Here is an 18082-nt window from a genome sequence, read left to right as displayed (position 1 = left end):
TGTCCCACCTGGCTTGTGCGGGAGAGGGGCGCTGACCCTATGAACATCGTCAACGTGATGTGGGCGGGCGGTTCGCCGTACATGTCGGTGCACAAGGTGCACCGGCAGGTATTGTCGTTGGTTGGTGCGGATGCACGGATCAGCAACTGGCTGCTCACCGGCCACGGCTTGTGCCATGGCCTGGGATCGACGCTCGAGTGGCGTATGCCGCAGCGGGCGTTGAAGGGGCGGGGCTTGTGGCGCCTGATCCGGCCTTGGTTGCGCTATCGCCTGGGCAAGGCGCTGGCAGAGGCCCAGGCCGATGTCGTGCTGATCGATGGGGTAGGGGTCGCACGCATGGTGCTGCCGCTGCTGCATCGGTTGCCCAACCTGCGCGCCAAGGTCATGTTCCATGGCGAAACGCGTCTTAGCGCCCGGGACGTGCGCCTGCTCAACGGTTTTACACCCGAGCGGGTGGCTTTGGCCGCCGTTTCGCGAACCCTGGGTGAGCATCTTGGACAGATCTTGCAGCGCCCTGTGCAGACCTTGCGCATGGCCCACGAGCCGCAGGCGTTCGGGGCCAGCCTGATGAGCCGTGAACAGGCGCGCCAGGCGCTCGAGCTACCACTGGAAGGCGGCCGGGTGTTCGGTGCAGTCGGGCGGCTGGTCGAGAGCAAGGGTTTCGAGATGCTGATCCAGGCCTTTGCCCTGGCCCATGCACAGCATCCGGAAATCCGCCTGGTGGTGCTGGGCGAAGGCAGCGAACGCGCGAGTTTGCAGGCCTGCATCGAGTCGCGGGGGCTGGCCGATTGCATTACCTTGCACGGCCACCGCAAGGACATGCAGCAGCTCTATCGCGCCTTCGACTGGCTGCTGGTGCCGTCCCGCGCCGAAGGCCTGGGCCTGGTGGTGCAGGAGGCGGTGCTGGCGGATGTGCCGGTAATCTGCAGCGAGTTGCCGGTGTTCCGCGAGCAGTTGCAAGATGCTGGGTGCTACCTGCCGATTGGTGATGCCCAGGCCTGGGCCGTGGAGATCCAGCGGGTGGTCAGCCTGAGCCCGCAGGACCAGGTCCGCCAACAGCGCCAGGCCTTGGCGCCCGAGCAATCGTGGCAGGCCTTCAGGGATGGCTCCGAACGCCTGCTGCGCGATTGACCTCAGTCGCCCAGCAGGGCGGCCTGGAAGTCGGCGAGCGGGAAGCGCTCGCCGAGCTTTTCACGCTCGATGTAACGCACCATGTGCTGCACGTTGCGCCGGATCATCCGGGCGGACAACGGTGCGCGCAGGAAACGCATGTCGGCGACGTCGATCAGGCCCAGGCGATCGTCGGGCGTCACCACCACGTTGCCCAGGTGCAACGAGCGGAAGTACACCCCCGAGCGGTGCAGTTGGTGGATCAACTCGACCAGCCTGGGCAGGTAGACATCCCAGCTGAAATTTTCTTCACGGGCCATCTGCAGCAGCGTCCGCCCTGGCAGCGGGCGATACAACACCGCCGTGCGTCCTGGCAGGTCCAGCTTGTGGTGGCTGATCACCTCGAGGGTGGGAATGCCCAGTTGCGCCAGGCGCAGGGCGTTGTCGATGAAGCGCTGGGAGTAGGGGCGCAGCAGCGCGGATGAAAACAAGCGCTTGCGACGAAAAACCTTGAGGAAATTGCCATCGCCAAGCAGGTAGACTTTGGCGCCGTAACTATCCGCCTCCAGAATCTGGGCGCCAAGTGTCAGCTGATCGAAGTCGACCTGAGGTAGCCGGGAGCATTGCATGGATAGGAGCCTTGTCGTCTGGCAAGCAAATTGACCGGCAATAATGCCGAAAATAATGCCGCAGCACCATGATGGTGTCTTGATGATTCACCGGGGGGATGGATGTTGTATCAGAAGAGCTGGGCACGTGCTTGGCTAGGGTTTGGCTTGGTGTGGTTCCTGGGCGCAATTGCTTTGGCGCCCAGTAACAAAATCTATCAACAGGGCATCATTCTCTTTCTGTGGTTGCCTGCATTGGTGATGGCTTGGTCGGGCAGGCGGGTGCTGGTGCAGGCCTGGCGACTGCAACCCGCCTTATGGATCAGCATTTCGCTGCTGTTGGCCTGGAGTGCCATAAGCCTGACCTGGTCGACCACAGCGGAAGGTGGACGCGACGGCAAGCGTTTGCTCTACATCCTACTGTTCCTGATAGCGTTCCCCTTGCTGGCGCAAGCAGGTCTCGGCCGCGTGCGTTGCCTGCTTCAGGTCGGAGCCGGGCTTCTGGCCGTTGCCGCATTGGCATCCATCGTTGTTTTCTATGGCGTACATGGGCGACTCTGGCTTGCGCGGCTGCAAGGGATCGGCGAAATCTCCCACCCCATTCTTGGCGCTTATGTGATCGCGGCTGCAGTGCTTTGCCTACTCCATAACGTGCCACGCCAACGTGGCGCTCAGCTTGCCTGGGTGTTATCCCTGGCGGCGCTGGGAGCGTTCGTGGTGTTGAGCCAGAGTCGCGGTGCTGCTGTTGCACTGGTGCTGACGGTTGTGGCCAGGCCACTGTGGTATCGCAGCCGCCAGAGCCAGGTCTTTGCAGGTTTAGCCGTTGTCGCGACGGGCGTTGCTTTTTACTTGATGTCTGCGGTGATCCTGAGGCGAGGTGCATCCTATCGACCGGAGATTTTCGACGCTGCGCTGCAGATGATTGGTCAACATCCCTGGAGTGGCTTGGGGCTGGGGACGGTCTATCACGTTGTCGTAGGCCGGGCTCAGTTCGATCATACCCACAATATGTTCACCCACGTGGCTGTGGAGTTGGGTATCCCGGGGATGATGCTGTGGATAGCTGTCTGGCTGTTTGCATTTGCAGAAATCGTACGTGCCCGCCATACCGGCATCGGCAAGGCTTTGTTAGGCCTGTGGCTATTTTCAACCCTCGCCATGCAGTTCGACGCAGCGAGCCTTACCGATACTCCGCGGGCCGAGTGGTTCATCAGTTGGCTGCCAGTCGGTTTGGTCATGCTGTTGCCATGGGTGCGTGCCGAAAACAAAGCCTGTGGTAAAATTTCCGGTTCAACCTGAACAGCGAGCTCGATGATGGCCGAAACACCGCGACCGGCGGAGCACAACTCCAGCCTGAAGATCTATTTCCGGCTGCTGAGCTACGTGAAACCCTATGTCGGCATTTTCCTGCTGAGCATCGTCGGTTTCGTGATCTTCGCCTCGACCCAGCCGATGCTGGCCGGGATCCTCAAATATTTCGTCGATGGCCTGAGCAACCCACAGGCAGTCCTGTTCCCCAACGTGCCCTACCTGCGAGACCTGCAGCTGTTGCAGGCGGTGCCGTTGCTGATCATCCTGATCGCTGCCTGGCAGGGCTTCGGCTCGTTCCTGGGTAACTACTTCCTGGCCAAGGTCTCCCTGGGCCTGGTCCACGACCTGCGGGTGGAGTTGTTCAACAAGCTGCTGGTACTGCCCAACCGCTATTTCGACAACCACAACTCCGGGCACCTGATCTCGCGCATCACCTTCAACGTGACCATGGTCACCGGTGCCGCCACCGATGCGATCAAGGTGGTCATCCGCGAGGGGCTGACCGTGGTCTTCCTGTTCGGCTACCTGGTGTGGATGAACTGGCAACTGACCATGGTGATGCTGGCCATCCTGCCGGTCATCGCCATCATGGTCAGCGTGGCCAGCAAGAAATTCCGCAAGCAGAGCAAGAAGATCCAGGTGGCCATGGGCGATGTCACCCACGTCGCCTCGGAAACCATCCAGGGCTACCGGGTGGTGCGCAGCTTCGGCGGTGAAACCTACGAGCAGAAGCGCTTCGAGCGGGCCAGCCAGAGCAACACCGACAAACAGCTGAAGATGACCAAGACCGGTGCCTTGTACACCCCGCTGCTGCAATTGGTGATCTACACCGCCATGGCTGCGTTGATGTTCCTGGTGCTGTTCATGCGTGGCGATTCGTCGGCCGGTGAGCTGGTGGCGTACATCACCGCCGCAGGCCTGCTGCCCAAGCCGATCCGTCAGCTTTCGGAGGTCAGCTCGACCATCCAGAAAGGCCTGGCTGGCGCCGAGAGCATCTTCGAGCAGCTCGACGAAGCGCCCGAGGTGGATACCGGTACCATCGAGAAGGACCGTGTGGAAGGCCGCCTGGAAGTGCGCAACCTGAGCTTCAGCTACCCCGGTACCGATCGTGAAGTGCTGAGCGATATCAGCTTCGTCGCCGAGCCTGGGCAGATGATCGCCCTGGTGGGCCGCTCGGGCAGCGGTAAATCGACCTTGGCTGCGTTGATTCCGCGCTTCTACCACCACGACCAGGGCCAGATCCTCCTCGATGGCCTGGAAATTTCCGATTACCGTCTGCGCAACCTGCGTCGCCATGTGTCCCAGGTGACCCAGCATGTCACGCTGTTCAATGACACCGTGGCCAACAACATCGCCTATGGCGACCTGGCGGGCGCCCCGCGTGCCGACATCGAGGCGGCCGCCGCCGACGCCTACGCCAAGGAGTTCGTCGACAAGCTGCCCAAGGGCTTCGATACCGACGTGGGGGAGAACGGTGTGCTGCTGTCCGGTGGCCAGCGCCAGCGCCTGGCGATTGCCCGGGCCTTGCTGAAAAACGCGCCGCTGCTGATTCTCGACGAAGCCACCTCGGCCCTGGACACCGAGTCCGAGCGGCATATCCAGGCCGCCTTGGATCACGTGATGAAGGGCCGTACCACGCTGGTGATCGCCCACCGCCTGTCCACCATCGAGAAGGCCGACCTGATCCTGGTCATGGACCAGGGCCGTTTGGTGGAGCGCGGCACTCATGCCGAGTTGCTGCAGGCCAACGGTCACTACGCCCGTCTGCATGCCATGGGGCTGGACGAGCCAGAAAAGGCCGATATCACCTGAAACACCGATGCGGGGCCCGTGCGGCCCCGATTGTCACCGGGATTTTCCAGAGCCCAACTGGCCGTAAGGCCGGTGCCGGCCCTGTGCTAATATCCTGCCCCTGTTCATTATTTCTTTTGGGTTGCCCATGAAGTTGTCCATGCCGCGTTTCGATCAAGCCCCGGTACTGGTGGTCGGCGATGTCATGCTCGACCGCTACTGGCATGGCGGTACTTCGCGTATTTCGCCGGAGGCGCCGGTGCCGGTGGTCAAGGTCGATCAGATCGAGGACCGCCCCGGCGGCGCGGCCAACGTCGCCTTGAACATCGCTGCCCTGGGCGCGCCGGCATCGTTGGTCGGCGTCACCGGCCAGGACGAGGCCGCCGAGAGCCTGGCCAACAGCCTGCAGGCTGCCGGTGTGCGCTCGCTGTTCCAGCGCATCGCGCACCAGCCGACCATCGTCAAGCTGCGGGTCATGAGCCGTCACCAGCAATTGCTGCGCATCGATTTCGAAGAGCCGTTCGCCACCGATGCGGTGTCGTTGGGCACGCAGGTCGACAGCCTGCTCGAAGGCGTCAAGGTGCTGGTGCTGTCCGACTATGGCAAGGGCGCCTTGAAAGACCCGCAGGGCCTGATCCAGGCCGCCCGAGGCCGCGGCATTCCGGTGCTGGCCGACCCCAAGGGCAAGGATTTCACCATCTATCGCGGTGCCAGCCTGATCACCCCGAACCTCAGCGAATTCGAAGCCATCGTGGGCCGCTGCGCCGACGAGACCGAACTGGTCGCCAAGGGCCTGCAATTGCTGCAGGACCTGGACCTCGGCGCGCTGCTGGTGACCCGTGGCGAGCACGGCATGACCCTGCTGCGCACCGGCCAGCCTGCATTGCACCTGCCGGCTCGGGCCCGTGAAGTGTTCGATGTCACCGGCGCCGGCGATACCGTCATTTCCACCCTCGCCGTGGCCATCGCTGCTGGCGAAGACCTGCCCCATGCCGTGGCCCTGGCCAACCTGGCGGCGGGTATCGTGGTCGGCAAGCTGGGTACCGCGGCCATCAGTGCCCCGGAACTGCGCCGGGCGATCCAGCGCGAGGAAGGTTCCGAGCGCGGGGTGCTGGGCCTTGAGCAACTGCTGCTGGCGATCGACGATGCACGTGCGCACAAAGAGAAGATCGTCTTCACCAATGGTTGCTTCGATATCCTCCACGCCGGGCATGTGACCTACCTGGAGCAAGCCCGTGCCCAGGGCGATCGCCTGATCGTCGCGGTCAACGACGACGCCTCGGTCAGCCGCCTCAAGGGCCCTGGCCGGCCGATCAACAGCGTCGACCGGCGCATGGCCGTGCTGGCCGGCCTGGGCGCGGTGGACTGGGTCATCAGCTTCCCCGAAGACACCCCGGAAAACCTGCTGGGCGAGGTAAAGCCGGATGTGCTGGTCAAGGGCGGCGACTACGGCATCGAGCAGGTGGTCGGTGCCGATCTGGTCAAGTCCTATGGCGGTACCGTGAAGGTGCTCGGGCTGGTCGAGAACAGCTCGACCACGGCCATCGTCGAGAAAATCCGCAAGAACTGATACTGCTGGGGCCGCATCGCGGCCCCGGGGATCATTTGTGCATCGAGGTCCGCGCTCGCGCCAGCAGCGCCCGGGCCTTGTCGCCGAAGCGTTGCAGGTGGGAGGCGCGGGCCGGCTTGTGCTCTTCCAGCCCTTGCTGCTTCACCCAGTCCTTCCAGCGAATCCGCTCTTCCCCGACCACCCATCCGTCTTGACGGGCAAAGCTCTCGGCCAGGTACAGCCCACGCGTACTGGCGCGCACCAGTTCGTCCTGGCGCAAGGTGTACAGTTCGGCCAATGGCTGGCCGTCCTTCAGCGGCATCAGGTACAGGTCGGGACGCTTGCGGTTGAGCCGTGCTACCAGCTGGTCGCCTTCCAGGCGTTCATCGACGTGGAACAGGCTGAGCTTCTTGGCCTCCCGAGGTACCTGCAAGCGCATGTCGTAGATCAGTTGCAGCGATGCGGTGGGCAGGTGCACGTACGCCCGAGGACGCTCCAGCAGCATCAGGTTGGCGCAGTGCACGGGGCGGGCGGCGCCGGACTGCGGCGTCAGCACGAACGGCAGCGCTTCACGGTAATGCAGGGCCGCGGCATAGGGCGCCGGCAGCCAGGTATCGTTGAAGCGTCCGCCCAGCCAGCCTTCCGGGGTCTCCAGCAGGCACTCTTCGGCCACCTCTTGCACGGCGGTGTGCAGCGGCAGGTTCAGCTCTTGCGCGGGTACGTAGCCGGAGATCAGCTTGAGCACCACGTCGCCCCGGTCCTGGCGCCGCTGGCGTACCAATACCCAGTAGTCGCGGTTCTGCCAGTTCAGGGTCAGGCGCACCGAAACCCCGAGGTTGGCCAGCTCGGCTACGAACCGTTGCGTGTCGGGTAGTTGAATAGCGCGGCGGCGTTGCTGGGTCTGGTTGAAATTCAGCGGCATGCCGATGCTCTGATAGGCCAGCCCTTCCGGGGTGGCCTCGACATGCAGGGGCAGGGTCTTGAAGTTGCTCGGGTTCTTGCGGATCAACGTTCGCGGCACGAGGCTCCTCCTTGCGTCGGTCGCCCTCGCGGGCGTGGCTCAATGCTGGCCCAGGATGCGGGCGACGGTGGCTACGTTATGGGCCAGATGCAGCGGATTGATGGTGCCGACGATAGCACTGCTGACGCCTGGATGGGAAAACAGCAACTCGAAGCTGGCCTGCACCGGGTCTACCCCTGGTGCCAGGCAGATGTGCCCGCTGGCCAAGGCCTTTTTCACCAGGATGGCCTTGCCGTGAGCCGCGGCGTAGTCCAGTACCGGGCGCTCGGCCTGCTCGTTGAGGTTGTAGGTGACCATGGCGCAGTCGCCCTGCTCGAGCGCCTTGAGGCCCCCCGCGGCGGTCTTGCCGGAGAAGCCATAGCCAAGAATCTTGCCCTCGCGCTTGAGCTCGGCGAGGGTCTGGTAGACCTCCTGCTGTTCGAGGATCGCCAGGTCGTTGCCGTCGGAATGCACCAGCACCAGGTCGATGCGGTCGGTTTCCAGGCGTTGCAGGCTGCGCTCCACCGAACGACGGGTGTGGGCGGCGCTGAAGTCGAAGTGCGATTGGCCGTGCTCGAACTCTTCACCGACCTTGCTGACGATCACCCACGCATCGCGCTGTCCGCGCAGCAGTGGGCCCAGGCGCTCTTCGCTACGGCCATAGGCCGGCGCGGTATCGATCAGGTTGATGCCCAGCTCGCGGGCCTGGTTCAGCAGCAGGCGGGCCTCGTCGTCGGCGGGAATGGTGAAGCCGTTGGGGTACTTCACGCCCTGGTCGCGGCCGAGCTTGACCGTGCCCAGGCCCAGCGGCGACACCTTGAAACCGGTGCTGCCCAGGGGGCGGTAGAAGTCGTGCAGGGTCGGCAGGCTCATGGCAGCAGTTGCTCCCAGGCCGGTACGCCGAGGGCTGGGCGTGGCAGGTCGGCAAGTCCGGGCTGAGCTGCCGGGCGCACGCCATCGCGTTCCAGGCTGGCCAGCACGCGGTCGCTGAAGTCCGGTGCCAGCGCCAGTTTGGTCGGCCAGCCGACCAGCAGGCGTTGCTGTTCGGCGAGGAAGGCGTTGTCCGGGCGTACCAGGCCGGATTGCGCGGGCTCTGCGCGGTCGACGCGCAAGGTGGCCCAGCGCATTAGGCTCTGGTCGACCCAGGGCAGCAGGTTGGCGATTTCCTTTTGTGCGGCGGCGATCTGCGCCGCAGGTTCGCGGGCCACGCCATCGGCTTCGGCCAGGTCTCCGCCGAGGTACCAGACCCACTGGCCATCGGCTGCCGGATGGGTCGTGACGGTCACCCGTGGCTTGGGTCCGCCGCCCAGGCAGTGGGCATACAGCGGCTTGAGGTTCGGCCCCTTGGCCATGACCATGTGCAGTGGCCGCAGTTGCATGGCCGGCTGCTCCAAGCCCAGGGCGTGCAGGAGGTCTGCGGTACCACCGCCGGCGCTGAGCACGATACGTTGCGCGCGGATCTGCCGACCGTCGACGCTCAGGCCGACCAGCTCGTCGCCCTCGCGCAGGGGCTCGATGCGCTCGCCGGCCAGCAGGCTGTCACCGGCCAGGTCGGCCAGGTTGGCCAGCAGGCTCGGCACGTCGATCACCAGCTCGGAAAGGCGATACACCTTGCCCTTGAACGCCCGGTCCTGCAGGGCAGGTGGCAGTTGCTCGCCCTTGACCTGCTCGACCCGGCTGCGCACGGCCTTGCTGGCGAAGAAGCTGGTCAGGTTGCCGGCCAGGGTCCCGGGCGACCACAGATAGTGGGCATCGGACAGCAGCCGGGTACCGCTCAGGTCCAGCTCGCCACTGCCGGCCAGGGCCTCGCGCCAGCGTCGCGGCATGTCGGCGATGGCCTCCGAGGCGCCGGTCAAGGCGCCGTGCAAGGCATACTTGGTGCCGCCATGGATGATGCCCTGGGATTTGACCGTCTGTTCGCCACCGAGGCTGGCGCGTTCCACCAATACCGTCGAATAGCCCAGGCGACGCAGCCGGGCATTGAGCCAGAGGCCTGCGACCCCGGCGCCGACGATCAGCACGTCAGTGGAAATGGCAGATGGCATGGCGGTACCTCGAAGACTGGGACAGCTGGCAAGTATACAGGGTGTGCGAACGATCAGTGCCCGACGCTCTTGGAGAACAGCTGGATCACCACCACGCCGCCGACGATAATGGCCATGCCCAGCATTGCCGGAACGTCGAGCTTCTGCCCGTAGATCACCAGCGCCGCCACGCTGATCAGCACGATGCCCAGGCCCGACCAGATGGCGTAGGCGATCCCTACCGGAATGCTGCGCACTACCAGGGTCAGCATCCAGAAGGCGACGGCGTAGCCACACACCATCAACAGCAATGGCAGCGGTGTGCTCAGGCCCTTGACCGCCTTCATCGAGGCAGTGGCGATGACTTCGGCGCAGATGGCGATGGCCAGGTAGGTATAAGCATTCATGATGGGAATCTCCGGTAACTGGGGCGCATTCTAGCGGTTGCCCGGATGGGGTAAAGTCATTACCTATCTGGTCAGGAGATAGGTCGATGCCTCAGCAGTGGAACCTGGAACAACTGCGCACGTTCGTGCGCGTCGTCGAGTTGCGCTCGTTCTCCGCCGTCGCCCGTGAGCAGCACAAGGCGCAATCGGCGATCAGCAATGCCATCGCCCTGCTTGAGGCGGACCTTGGCGTGGCGTTGTTCGACCGCAGCAGTGGGCGGCAACCGAAATTGACCGAGAATGGCGCCGCCCTGCTCGAGGATGCCCATGAGTTGTTGCGCCAATGCGAGCGCATGCAAGGGCGGGCGCTGGCCTTGATGCGCGGGCAGGAAGCGCTGCTGCGCGTGGCCCAGGATGAAGCCATGCCTTATCAGCCGGTGATCGACAGCCTCGACGAGCTGGCCAGCCGTTATCCCTACCTGCAGGTGCAATTGGCCAGCGGAGCCCAGGGCGATGTCGCGCGCAAGCTGGTGGAGCGCCGCGCCGACCTTGGCCTGTTCTTCAACCATGAGCGTATGCCGGCCTCGCTGGAGCGGCGTGCCCTGGGCAGCGTGGAAATGGTCACCGTCTGCGCGGCCGGGCACCCGCTTGCCGGACAGGGCAGGGTCACCTGCCAGCAGTTGGCGCGGCACCGTCAGTTGTTGATAACGCCGCAGGAAAGCGGCTATCCCGGCGGCGAGGTGGTCAGCCCGCAGGTCTGGCGCGCCGACAGTTTCTACGCCATGGCCGAGCTGTTGATGCGCGGCTTGGGCTGGGCCTGGTTGCCGCGTCACGTGGTGCAGTACCCCACCTACCAGGCGCACATGGTCGAACTCGATTGCGAGTGGTGCCCGCCGGCACTGGTGGTGGAGCTGGCCTGGCGTCGCGACGAGCCGCTGGGGCCGGCCGCACAGTGGCTGGCCGAGCGCTTTGCGGTGCACCTGCGCGCGATCGGTTAAACTCCGCCGCCATGAACAGAACACTCTATACCCTGCTATTCCACCTGGGCCTGCCGCTGGTTGCGCTGCGCCTGTACCTGCGGGCGCGCAAGGCGCCCGCCTATCGCCAGCGCATCGCCGAGCGCTTCGCCTGCAACCTGCCGCCGATGCAGCAGGGCGGGATCTGGGTGCATGCCGTGTCGGTGGGCGAAAGCATCGCCGCGGCGCCCCTGGTGCGTGCGCTGCTCAAGGCCTACCCGGGCATGCCGATCACGCTGACCTGCATGACCCCGACCGGCTCCGAGCGCATTCGCGCCCTGTTCGATGGCGAGCCGCGTATCCAACACTGCTACCTGCCCTACGACCTGCCTTGGGCTGCAGGGCGCTTTCTCGACCATGTCCGCCCGCGCCTGGGCATCATCATGGAAACCGAGCTGTGGCCCAACCATATCCACCAGTGCGCCAAGCGCGGCATCCCGGTGGCCCTGGCCAACGCGCGGTTGTCCGAGCGCTCGGCTCGTGGCTACGCGCGCTTTGCCAAGCTGACCCGGCCAATGCTTGCCGAGATGAGCCTGATCGCGGTGCAGACCGAAACCGAGGCCCAGCGCTTTCGTGACCTGGGTGCACGGCCCGAATGCGTGCAGGTGACCGGTTCGATCAAGTTCGATCTCAAGGTCGACGAGCAATTGTTGCCGCGTGCGCGTGCGCTGCGTGAGCAGTGGGGCGCTACCCAGCGTCCGGTGTGGATCGCCGCCAGTACCCATGAGGGCGAGGATGCCTTGATCCTGCAGGCGCACCGGCAGTTGCTGCAGGTGCATGGCGACGCGCTGCTGATCCTGGTGCCTCGTCATCCCGAGCGTTTCGCTGCGGTGCACGCCTTGTGCAGCGAGCAGTTCGCCACGGTGCGGCGCTCATCGGGGGCGGCGGTGGAGGCACAGACCGCGGTGCTGCTTGGCGACACCATGGGCGAGTTGCTGTTTCTCTATGCCCTGGCCGATATCGCCTTCGTCGGCGGCAGCCTGGTCGCCACCGGTGGCCACAATCCACTGGAGCCGGCGGCGCTGGCTTTACCGGTGATCATGGGGCCACACGTGTTCAACTTCCTCGAAATCAGCGCGATGTTGCGTGAGGCGGGAGCGCTGCAGCAAATCGACGATGCCGAGGGGCTGAGCGAGGCGGTACGGCGGCTGGTGGAACTGCCACAGGATGCGCGGCGCATGGGCGAGGCGGGCAGGGCGGTGATGCAGGCCAACCAGGGGGCGTTGCAGCGCTTGCTCGATGGCCTGGGCCGGTTGGTTGGCTGAGGTCCTCATCGCCGGCAAGCCGGCTCCTACAACTACCGCGCCGTTTTTAGCATCTGTGTAGGAGCCGGCTTGCCGGCGATGAGGCCAACACCTGTCTCAAGGGCGCCGCTCGAAATTCTTCGCCGCCGCTGCCGCGAGGTCCGGAGGCAGGAAGTCCTTGTGCGGGTTGTAGTCCGCCTTCAGGTAGCGCTTGAGGTCCTGCAGGTCCTGCGGGCTCAAGGTCCCCGCCGCCTGCTTGAGGCTCAGGTTGTCGAGGATGTAGTCGTAGCGGCTGTTGTTGTAGTCACGCACCGAGGTGTACAGCTGGCGCTGGGCATCGAGCACGTCGACGATGTTGCGGGTGCCGACCTGATAGCCGATCTCGGTGGCCTCCAGCGCGCTCTGGTTGGAGATGATCGACTGCTTGCGCGCCTGCACCTGCTCCACATCGGTATTCACTGCCCGGTGCAGGTTGCGGGTGTTTTCCACCACCTGGCGACGCAGGCTCTCGCGCTGTTGCTCGCTCTGGCTCAGGCGCTGGTACGCCTCTCGCACTTGCGAACTGGTCAGGCCGCCACTGTAGATCGGGATGTTCAGTTGCAGGCCGATGCTGGTCTGCTCCACATCGCCGGCGTAGCGCACGCCGACCTGCGGGTTGCTGAATCCGAGGCTGTCGTTGTCACCCTTCTGATAGCGCGCCACGGCATCCAGCGTCGGCGCATGGCCGGCCTTGCGCTGGCGCAGGGTTTCTTCCGCGGCGTCGACGGCATGGTTGGTCGCCAGCAGGTTGAGGTTCTGCCGCGCCGCGGTATCGACCCAGGCCTTGGCGTCATTGGGGGTCGGCACCTGCACCGGCAAGGTGTGGACCACGCCCTGGATGGCCGAATACTCGCGGTTGGTCAGTGTCACCAGGGCTTCGAAGGCATCCTGCACCTGGCGCTCGGCGATGATCCGGTTGGCCCGGGCGGTGTCGTAGCTGGCCTGGGACTGCAGCACGTCGGTCTTGTCCGACAGGCCCACGTCGAAGCGTTCGTTGGACTGGTCGAGCTGGCGTTTGAAGGCGGCTTCCTCGGCCTTGGTCGCGGCCAGGTTGTCCTGGGCGCGGAGCACGGCGAAGTAGTTCTGCGCGGTTTGCAGGATGAGGTTCTGCTCGGTGGCCGAGAGTTCCAGCGCGGCCTGCTCGTTGACCGCTTCGGCGGCCTGCAACTGGAACCAGCGGTCGGCGCGGAAGATCGGCTGCGACAGGGTCGCGCTCCAGGAGTTGCCGCTGCGCGTGGCGGTGGTCGACGGTTCGTCGAGCTTGGTCCGGGTGTTCATCATTTCGGCACCGGCCGACAGGTTCGGCAGCAGGCCGGCCCTGGCCTGGGGCACCACTTCGCGACGGGCGCCATAGTCGGCGCGGGCCGCTGCCAGGTCGGCGTTGTTCTCGACCGCTTCCTGGTAGACGCTGACCAGGTCGGTCTTCACCGTCGTGGGCACATCCGCTGCCCAGACCACTCCGTTGGACGCACAAGACACGGCTATCGCCAGTGAAAGTTTGCGCAGCATAGAGGCAATCCTTGTACGAAATTAATTACTGAACTATTGAGTATCGAAAGACGGGCCAGTGTAGTGCCATGTCCTGCTGGCAACAATCGTAGTGCGTTCCTTTCATCATTACCCGGTTCTACGCGCTTGGCTTTGCCGACCACTCCAGTCTAGACTGCGCATGTTCTTGTCGGGGTGCCTTGAAGCAAAGGCTGAGATCGCAAAGTTGCGGATCCCGTTGAACCTGATCAGGTTAGCGCCTGCGTAGGGAACAAGATTGCTCGCCTTCCCGGGGAGCCTCTTGTGCCAGGTCCGGGAATGTCTCAGCTCCAGCAGCTTCAGGCACTCCATGTATCCGGCACTGCACTCGTCACAGAGTGCGTCCGCGCCTTTCAGGTTCACCCCGACATTCCATCCGCTAGGAAGCTGTCTGGAGAGCCTGTGATGAGCAAACAAGAAAAAACGATCAACCTCAGCGAGTCGGCGCAAGTCGACCAGCAGTCCGTGCAACCCTTCCCTCGTTCACGCAAGGTCTATGTCGAAGGCTCGCGCCCGGACATCCGCGTGCCCATGCGCGAAATCAGCCTGCACGACACCCCCACCGATTTTGGCGGCGAGAGCAATGCGCCGGTACTGGTCTATGACACCTCCGGCCCGTACACCGACCCTGACGTGATCATCGACGTGCGCAAGGGCCTGGCCGATGTGCGTTCGGCCTGGATCGACGCCCGTGGCGACACCGAGCGCCTGGGTGGCCTGAGCTCGAACTTCGGCCAGCAACGCCTGAACGATGCCGAGCTGGCCAAGCTGCGCTTCAACCATGTGCGCAACCCGCGTCGCGCCAAGGCGGGTGCCAACGTCTCGCAGATGCACTACGCCCGCCAAGGCATCATCACCGCCGAGATGGAATACGTCGCCATCCGCGAGAACATGAAGCTGCAGGAGGCTCGTGCGGCCGGCCTGCTGAGCCAGCAGCACGCCGGTCGCAGCTTCGGCGCCAGCATCCCCAAGGAGATCACCGCCGAGTTCGTCCGTGAGGAAATCGCCCGTGGCCGCGCGATCATCCCGGCCAACATCAACCACACGGAACTTGAGCCGATGATCATTGGCCGCAATTTCCTGGTGAAGATCAACGGCAACATCGGCAACAGTGCCCTGGGTTCCTCGATCGAGGAAGAAGTGGCCAAGCTGACCTGGGGCATCCGCTGGGGTTCGGACACGGTCATGGACCTGTCTACCGGCAAGCATATCCACGAGACCCGCGAGTGGATCATCCGCAACTCGCCGGTGCCGATCGGTACCGTGCCGATCTACCAGGCCCTGGAAAAGGTCGGTGGGGTCGCCGAGGACCTGACCTGGGAGCTGTTCCGCGACACCTTGATCGAACAGGCCGAGCAGGGCGTGGACTACTTCACCATCCATGCCGGCGTGCTGCTGCGCTACGTGCCGCTGACCGCCAAGCGGGTGACCGGCATCGTCAGCCGTGGCGGTTCGATCATGGCCAAGTGGTGCCTGGCGCATCACAAGGAAAACTTCCTGTACACGCATTTCGACGAGATCTGCGAAATCATGAAGGCCTACGACGTCAGCTTCTCGCTGGGCGACGGCCTGCGCCCGGGGTCGATCGCCGACGCCAACGACGCTGCCCAGTTCGGTGAGCTGGAAACCCTCGGCGAGCTGACCAAGATCGCCTGGAAGCACGACGTGCAGTGCATGATCGAAGGCCCTGGCCACGTGCCCATGCAGCTGATCAAGGAGAACATGGACAAGCAGCTCGAGTGCTGCGACGAAGCGCCGTTCTATACCCTTGGCCCGCTGACCACCGATATCGCCCCGGGCTACGACCACATCACCTCCGGCATCGGCGCGGCGATGATCGGCTGGTTCGGTTGCGCCATGCTGTGTTACGTCACGCCCAAGGAGCACCTGGGTCTGCCGAACAAGGACGACGTCAAGACCGGCATCATTACCTACAAGATCGCCGCCCACGCCGCCGACCTTGCCAAGGGGCACCCGGGCGCACAGATACGCGACAATGCGCTGTCCAAGGCGCGTTTCGAGTTCCGCTGGGAAGACCAGTTCAACCTCGGCCTGGACCCGGATACCGCACGCGCCTTCCATGACGAGACCCTGCCCAAGGAATCGGCCAAGGTCGCGCACTTCTGCTCGATGTGCGGGCCGAAGTTCTGCTCGATGAAGATCACCCAGGAAGTGCGTGAATATGCCGCCAAGATCGAGGCCGTGGACGTGACGGTCGAGCAGGGCATGCGTGAACAGGCCGAGCGCTTCCGTCAGGAAGGCAGCCAGCTTTACCACAAAGTGTAAGAACGCTGGGGCCGCTTTGCGGCCCTTTCGCGACGCAAGGCCGCTCCCACAGGGACCGCGCAAGGCCCGATGCTTGCGCGGTCGTTGTGGGAGCGGCCTTGCGTCGCGATTCGAGGACGAAGTCCTCGCCAAGAACACCAACAACATTGCCGGCGAGCGCCAACCATGACATCACCCAGCCACTTCTCCCCCGACCACCCGGTTCCCACCCGTCAGCGCCTGTTCGGCGCCCGCGACCTGTTCTCGCTATGGTTTTCCCTCGGCATTGGCCTGATGGTCCTGCAGGTCGGCGCCTTGCTCGCCCCCGGCCTGGGCCTGTCCGGCGCGCTGCTGGCGATCGTCCTGGGTACCGGCGTCGGCGTGCTGCTGCTGGCCGCGGCGGGTGTGGTCGGCAGCGATACCGGGCTGTCGGCCATGGCCACCCTGCGCCTGACCCTGGGCGGCCACGGCGCGCGGCTGCCGGCCGTGCTCAACCTGCTGCAACTGGTGGGTTGGGGCTCTTTCGAGATCATCGTCATGCGCGACGCCGCCAGCCTGCTGGGCGCGCGCACCTTCGGCGAAGGCAGTGCCTGGAACAACCCGCTGCTGTGGACCCTGTGCTTCGGCGCACTGGCCACCCTGCTGGCGGTCAGCGGCCCCTTGGCGTTCGTGCGCAAGGTGCTGCGCAAATGGGGCATCTGGCTGTTGCTCGGCGCCTGCCTGTGGCTGACCTGGAACCTGTTCGCCAAGGCCGACCTCGCCGCCCTGTGGGGACGTGCCGGGGACGGCTCGCTGTCGTTGGCGGTGGGTTTCGACATCGTCATCGCCATGCCGCTTTCGTGGTTGCCGCTGATCGCCGACTACTCGCGTTTCGGCCAGCGTGCCAGTCGGGTGTTCGGTGGTACCGCGCTGGGCTTCTTCCTTGGCAATGCCTGGCTGATGAGCCTGGGCGTGGCCTACACTCTGGCGTTTGCCGCCGATGGTGAAACCAATGCGCTGCTGCTGGCCCTGGCCGGTGCCGGGTTGGGTATCCCACTGCTGTTGATTCTGCTGGACGAGTCGGAAAACGCCTTCGCCGACATTCATTCGGCCGCAGTGTCCACGGGCCTGCTGGTGCGCCTGAAGGTCGAGCACCTGGCCCTGGCCATCGGGGTGCTGTGTACCCTGATCGCGCTGCTGGCCCCCCTGGCCCAGTACGAGAACTTCCTGCTGCTGATCGGCTCGGTGTTCGCGCCCTTGTTCGGCGTGGTGCTGGTCGACCATTACCTGGTGCGTCGACGCCGTGCGCCGGCGCAGGTGGCGGGTCTGCATTGGCCAGCGCTGCTGGCCTGGGCAGTGGGGGTGGCGGCGTATCACCTGATCGCCGCGCAGGCACCGGACTTCGGCGCGACCCTGCCAGCCTTGCTGCTGGCAGGTGTACTGCACGCGTTACTGTGTCTCAGCCGCGGCCGGGAAACAGCTCGGGCTTGATCACGCCATTGAGGCGCGGGTACGGAATCTTCAGCTCGACGTGGCCCATGGAGTAGGGCGCGATGGCATAGACTTCGTACTTGACCACTACCGCGCCGTACGTCAGGGCGACGTGCGGCGAGCGCTTGAACGGCCAGGTCTTGACGAACTCGGCGTCTTTGTCCATGCCGACGCTGATCAGCCAGGCCTTGTGCGACTCTTCTACGGTTTTCCAGAAGGTCTCTTCCTGGCCGGGCACCAGCATGTCCTGCAGGGTCAGCACCTTGTCCAGCTTGCGCGAGTAGTTGATGAAGCCCCGCCCTGGCATGCCGTGGGCGCCGCCGCTGTCGAGGTAGCTCGACAGTTCGATGATCACCAGCCCGTCATGCTGTTCGCGTACCTTGGCCTGCAGGTAGCTGCTGTTGCGCTTGTCGGCGCTGGCCAGATACTGCTGCTCGTAGGCCTGCAGGGTTGCCGGGGCGGTGCCGTGCTGGTTGTCCTCGGTCAGTTGCAGCAGGCGTTTTTCGACGATGCCGTCGAGCTTGGGCAGGGCCGGGAAGTGGATGGTGTCGATGTTCACCAGCGGGCAGTCGCTTTCGCTGCAGCCGGGTTTGACATGCTCCCAGGCGTCGCGCTTGACCTCGAGCGGAGCCCGGTAATTGGGCGTGAACAGGCTTTGGCAGGCGCCCAGTGCCAGTGCCAGCACGGCCACGGAAGTCAGTTTGACGAGCGTCATGATGATCCTTGCAGAACAGGGAAAAGT

Annotated in this window: 15 protein-coding genes and 1 riboswitch; of the genes, 8 read left to right on the top strand and 7 right to left on the bottom strand. The window is 64.5% G+C overall.

All coding sequences use genetic code 11. The features are described 5' to 3' along the window. The first annotated feature begins 39 nt into the window (after window positions 1-39). Window positions 40-1131 (top strand): glycosyltransferase, encoded by a 1092-nt coding sequence (locus tag E6B08_RS27700; protein ID WP_136916880.1) that lies wholly within the window; start codon window positions 40-42, stop codon window positions 1129-1131. A 2-nt stretch (window positions 1132-1133) separates the two neighbouring features. On the opposite strand, the gene E6B08_RS27695 is transcribed toward E6B08_RS27700, so the two are convergent. Further along, complete coding sequence (locus E6B08_RS27695; protein WP_136916879.1) at window positions 1134-1739, bottom strand: toluene tolerance protein; 606 nt, start codon at window positions 1737-1739, stop codon at window positions 1134-1136. A gap of 102 nt (window positions 1740-1841) precedes the next feature. Here E6B08_RS27695 and E6B08_RS27690 point away from each other — a divergent pair, with 102 nt between their 5' ends. The 3 genes from E6B08_RS27690 to hldE all read left to right on the top strand — a co-directional run bounded on the left by E6B08_RS27690 (window position 1842) and on the right by hldE (window position 6390). Next, on the top strand, window positions 1842-3017 hold the full coding sequence (locus E6B08_RS27690) for an O-antigen ligase family protein (RefSeq protein WP_136916878.1): 1176 nt from the start codon (window positions 1842-1844) through the stop codon (window positions 3015-3017). A gap of 15 nt (window positions 3018-3032) precedes the next feature. Further along, the gene (gene msbA / locus E6B08_RS27685) at window positions 3033-4841 is read left to right on the top strand and encodes a lipid A export permease/ATP-binding protein MsbA (RefSeq protein ID WP_136916877.1); all 1809 of its coding nucleotides are present in this window, start codon (window positions 3033-3035) and stop codon (window positions 4839-4841) included. Window positions 4842-4968: 127 nt separating this feature from the next. Continuing rightward, window positions 4969-6390 carry a bifunctional D-glycero-beta-D-manno-heptose-7-phosphate kinase/D-glycero-beta-D-manno-heptose 1-phosphate adenylyltransferase HldE gene (hldE, locus tag E6B08_RS27680; protein WP_136916876.1) on the top strand — a complete coding sequence of 474 codons (1422 nt, stop codon included), beginning with the start codon at window positions 4969-4971 and terminating at the stop codon, window positions 6388-6390. 31 nt (window positions 6391-6421) lie between these two features. On the opposite strand, the gene E6B08_RS27675 is transcribed toward hldE, so the two are convergent. From E6B08_RS27675 to E6B08_RS27660, 4 genes are read right to left on the bottom strand one after another with little or no spacing between them, the layout of a single operon-like run. After that, the gene (locus E6B08_RS27675; RefSeq protein ID WP_136916875.1) at window positions 6422-7390 is read right to left on the bottom strand and encodes a metal ABC transporter ATPase; all 969 of its coding nucleotides are present in this window, start codon (window positions 7388-7390) and stop codon (window positions 6422-6424) included. 39 nt (window positions 7391-7429) lie between these two features. After that, window positions 7430-8242, bottom strand: a complete 813-nt coding sequence (locus E6B08_RS27670; RefSeq protein WP_136916874.1) for an aldo/keto reductase — start codon at window positions 8240-8242, stop codon at window positions 7430-7432. Next, a complete protein-coding gene (locus E6B08_RS27665; protein ID WP_136916873.1) occupies window positions 8239-9414 on the bottom strand; it encodes an NAD(P)/FAD-dependent oxidoreductase in 1176 nt (391 codons plus the stop codon). The genes E6B08_RS27670 and E6B08_RS27665 overlap by 4 nt, the downstream gene beginning before the upstream one ends. 53 nt (window positions 9415-9467) lie before the next feature. After that, the gene (locus E6B08_RS27660; protein ID WP_136916872.1) at window positions 9468-9800 is read right to left on the bottom strand and encodes a DMT family transporter; all 333 of its coding nucleotides are present in this window, start codon (window positions 9798-9800) and stop codon (window positions 9468-9470) included. Window positions 9801-9886: 86 nt separating this feature from the next. Between E6B08_RS27660 and E6B08_RS27655 the strand changes: the two genes are divergently transcribed. Both E6B08_RS27655 and waaA read left to right on the top strand, forming a co-directional pair. Beyond that, window positions 9887-10777, top strand: coding sequence for a LysR family transcriptional regulator (locus E6B08_RS27655; RefSeq protein ID WP_136916871.1), 891 nt, complete (start codon window positions 9887-9889; stop codon window positions 10775-10777). An 11-nt stretch (window positions 10778-10788) separates the two neighbouring features. Beyond that, complete coding sequence (gene waaA / locus E6B08_RS27650) at window positions 10789-12060, top strand: lipid IV(A) 3-deoxy-D-manno-octulosonic acid transferase (protein ID WP_136916870.1); 1272 nt, start codon at window positions 10789-10791, stop codon at window positions 12058-12060. Window positions 12061-12156: 96 nt separating this feature from the next. On the opposite strand, the gene E6B08_RS27645 is transcribed toward waaA, so the two are convergent. Continuing rightward, complete coding sequence (locus E6B08_RS27645; protein ID WP_136916869.1) at window positions 12157-13587, bottom strand: TolC family outer membrane protein; 1431 nt, start codon at window positions 13585-13587, stop codon at window positions 12157-12159. Window positions 13588-13747: 160 nt separating this feature from the next. Beyond that, window positions 13748-13854: riboswitch (TPP riboswitch) on the top strand. Window positions 13855-14010: 156 nt separating this feature from the next. Here E6B08_RS27645 and thiC point away from each other — a divergent pair. Further along, window positions 14011-15891, top strand: a complete 1881-nt coding sequence (gene thiC / locus E6B08_RS27640; protein WP_136916868.1) for a phosphomethylpyrimidine synthase ThiC — start codon at window positions 14011-14013, stop codon at window positions 15889-15891. 165 nt (window positions 15892-16056) lie between these two features. Further along, the gene (cytX, locus tag E6B08_RS27635) at window positions 16057-17340 is read left to right on the top strand and encodes a putative hydroxymethylpyrimidine transporter CytX (protein WP_136916867.1); all 1284 of its coding nucleotides are present in this window, start codon (window positions 16057-16059) and stop codon (window positions 17338-17340) included. On the opposite strand, the gene E6B08_RS27630 is transcribed toward cytX, so the two are convergent. Further along, window positions 17309-18055, bottom strand: coding sequence for an RsiV family protein (locus tag E6B08_RS27630; RefSeq protein ID WP_136916866.1), 747 nt, complete (start codon window positions 18053-18055; stop codon window positions 17309-17311). The genes cytX and E6B08_RS27630 overlap by 32 nt on opposite strands. Window positions 18056-18082 lie beyond the last annotated feature (27 nt).

Source organism: Pseudomonas putida (assembly GCF_005080685.1).
GTDB lineage: Bacteria > Pseudomonadota > Gammaproteobacteria > Pseudomonadales > Pseudomonadaceae > Aquipseudomonas > Aquipseudomonas putida_V.
This window is presented reverse-complemented; position numbering and strand designations above follow the sequence as displayed.

Excerpts from the sequence above, each read along its gene's own strand:
- E6B08_RS27700 (WP_136916880.1), top strand. The coding sequence starts at position 40 with ATGAACATCGTCAACGTGATGTGGGCGGGCGGTTCGCCGTACATGTCG.
- E6B08_RS27695 (WP_136916879.1), bottom strand. The coding sequence starts at position 1,739 with ATGCAATGCTCCCGGCTACCTCAGGTCGACTTCGATCAGCTGACACTT.
- E6B08_RS27690 (WP_136916878.1), top strand. The coding sequence starts at position 1,842 with ATGTTGTATCAGAAGAGCTGGGCACGTGCTTGGCTAGGGTTTGGCTTG.
- msbA (WP_136916877.1), top strand. The coding sequence starts at position 3,033 with ATGGCCGAAACACCGCGACCGGCGGAGCACAACTCCAGCCTGAAGATC.
- hldE (WP_136916876.1), top strand. The coding sequence starts at position 4,969 with ATGAAGTTGTCCATGCCGCGTTTCGATCAAGCCCCGGTACTGGTGGTC.
- E6B08_RS27670 (WP_136916874.1), bottom strand. The coding sequence starts at position 8,242 with ATGAGCCTGCCGACCCTGCACGACTTCTACCGCCCCCTGGGCAGCACC.
- E6B08_RS27665 (WP_136916873.1), bottom strand. The coding sequence starts at position 9,414 with ATGCCATCTGCCATTTCCACTGACGTGCTGATCGTCGGCGCCGGGGTC.
- E6B08_RS27660 (WP_136916872.1), bottom strand. The coding sequence starts at position 9,800 with ATGAATGCTTATACCTACCTGGCCATCGCCATCTGCGCCGAAGTCATC.
- E6B08_RS27655 (WP_136916871.1), top strand. The coding sequence starts at position 9,887 with ATGCCTCAGCAGTGGAACCTGGAACAACTGCGCACGTTCGTGCGCGTC.
- waaA (WP_136916870.1), top strand. The coding sequence starts at position 10,789 with ATGAACAGAACACTCTATACCCTGCTATTCCACCTGGGCCTGCCGCTG.
- E6B08_RS27645 (WP_136916869.1), bottom strand. The coding sequence starts at position 13,587 with ATGCTGCGCAAACTTTCACTGGCGATAGCCGTGTCTTGTGCGTCCAAC.
- thiC (WP_136916868.1), top strand. The coding sequence starts at position 14,011 with ATGAGCAAACAAGAAAAAACGATCAACCTCAGCGAGTCGGCGCAAGTC.
- cytX (WP_136916867.1), top strand. The coding sequence starts at position 16,057 with ATGACATCACCCAGCCACTTCTCCCCCGACCACCCGGTTCCCACCCGT.
- E6B08_RS27630 (WP_136916866.1), bottom strand. The coding sequence starts at position 18,055 with ATGACGCTCGTCAAACTGACTTCCGTGGCCGTGCTGGCACTGGCACTG.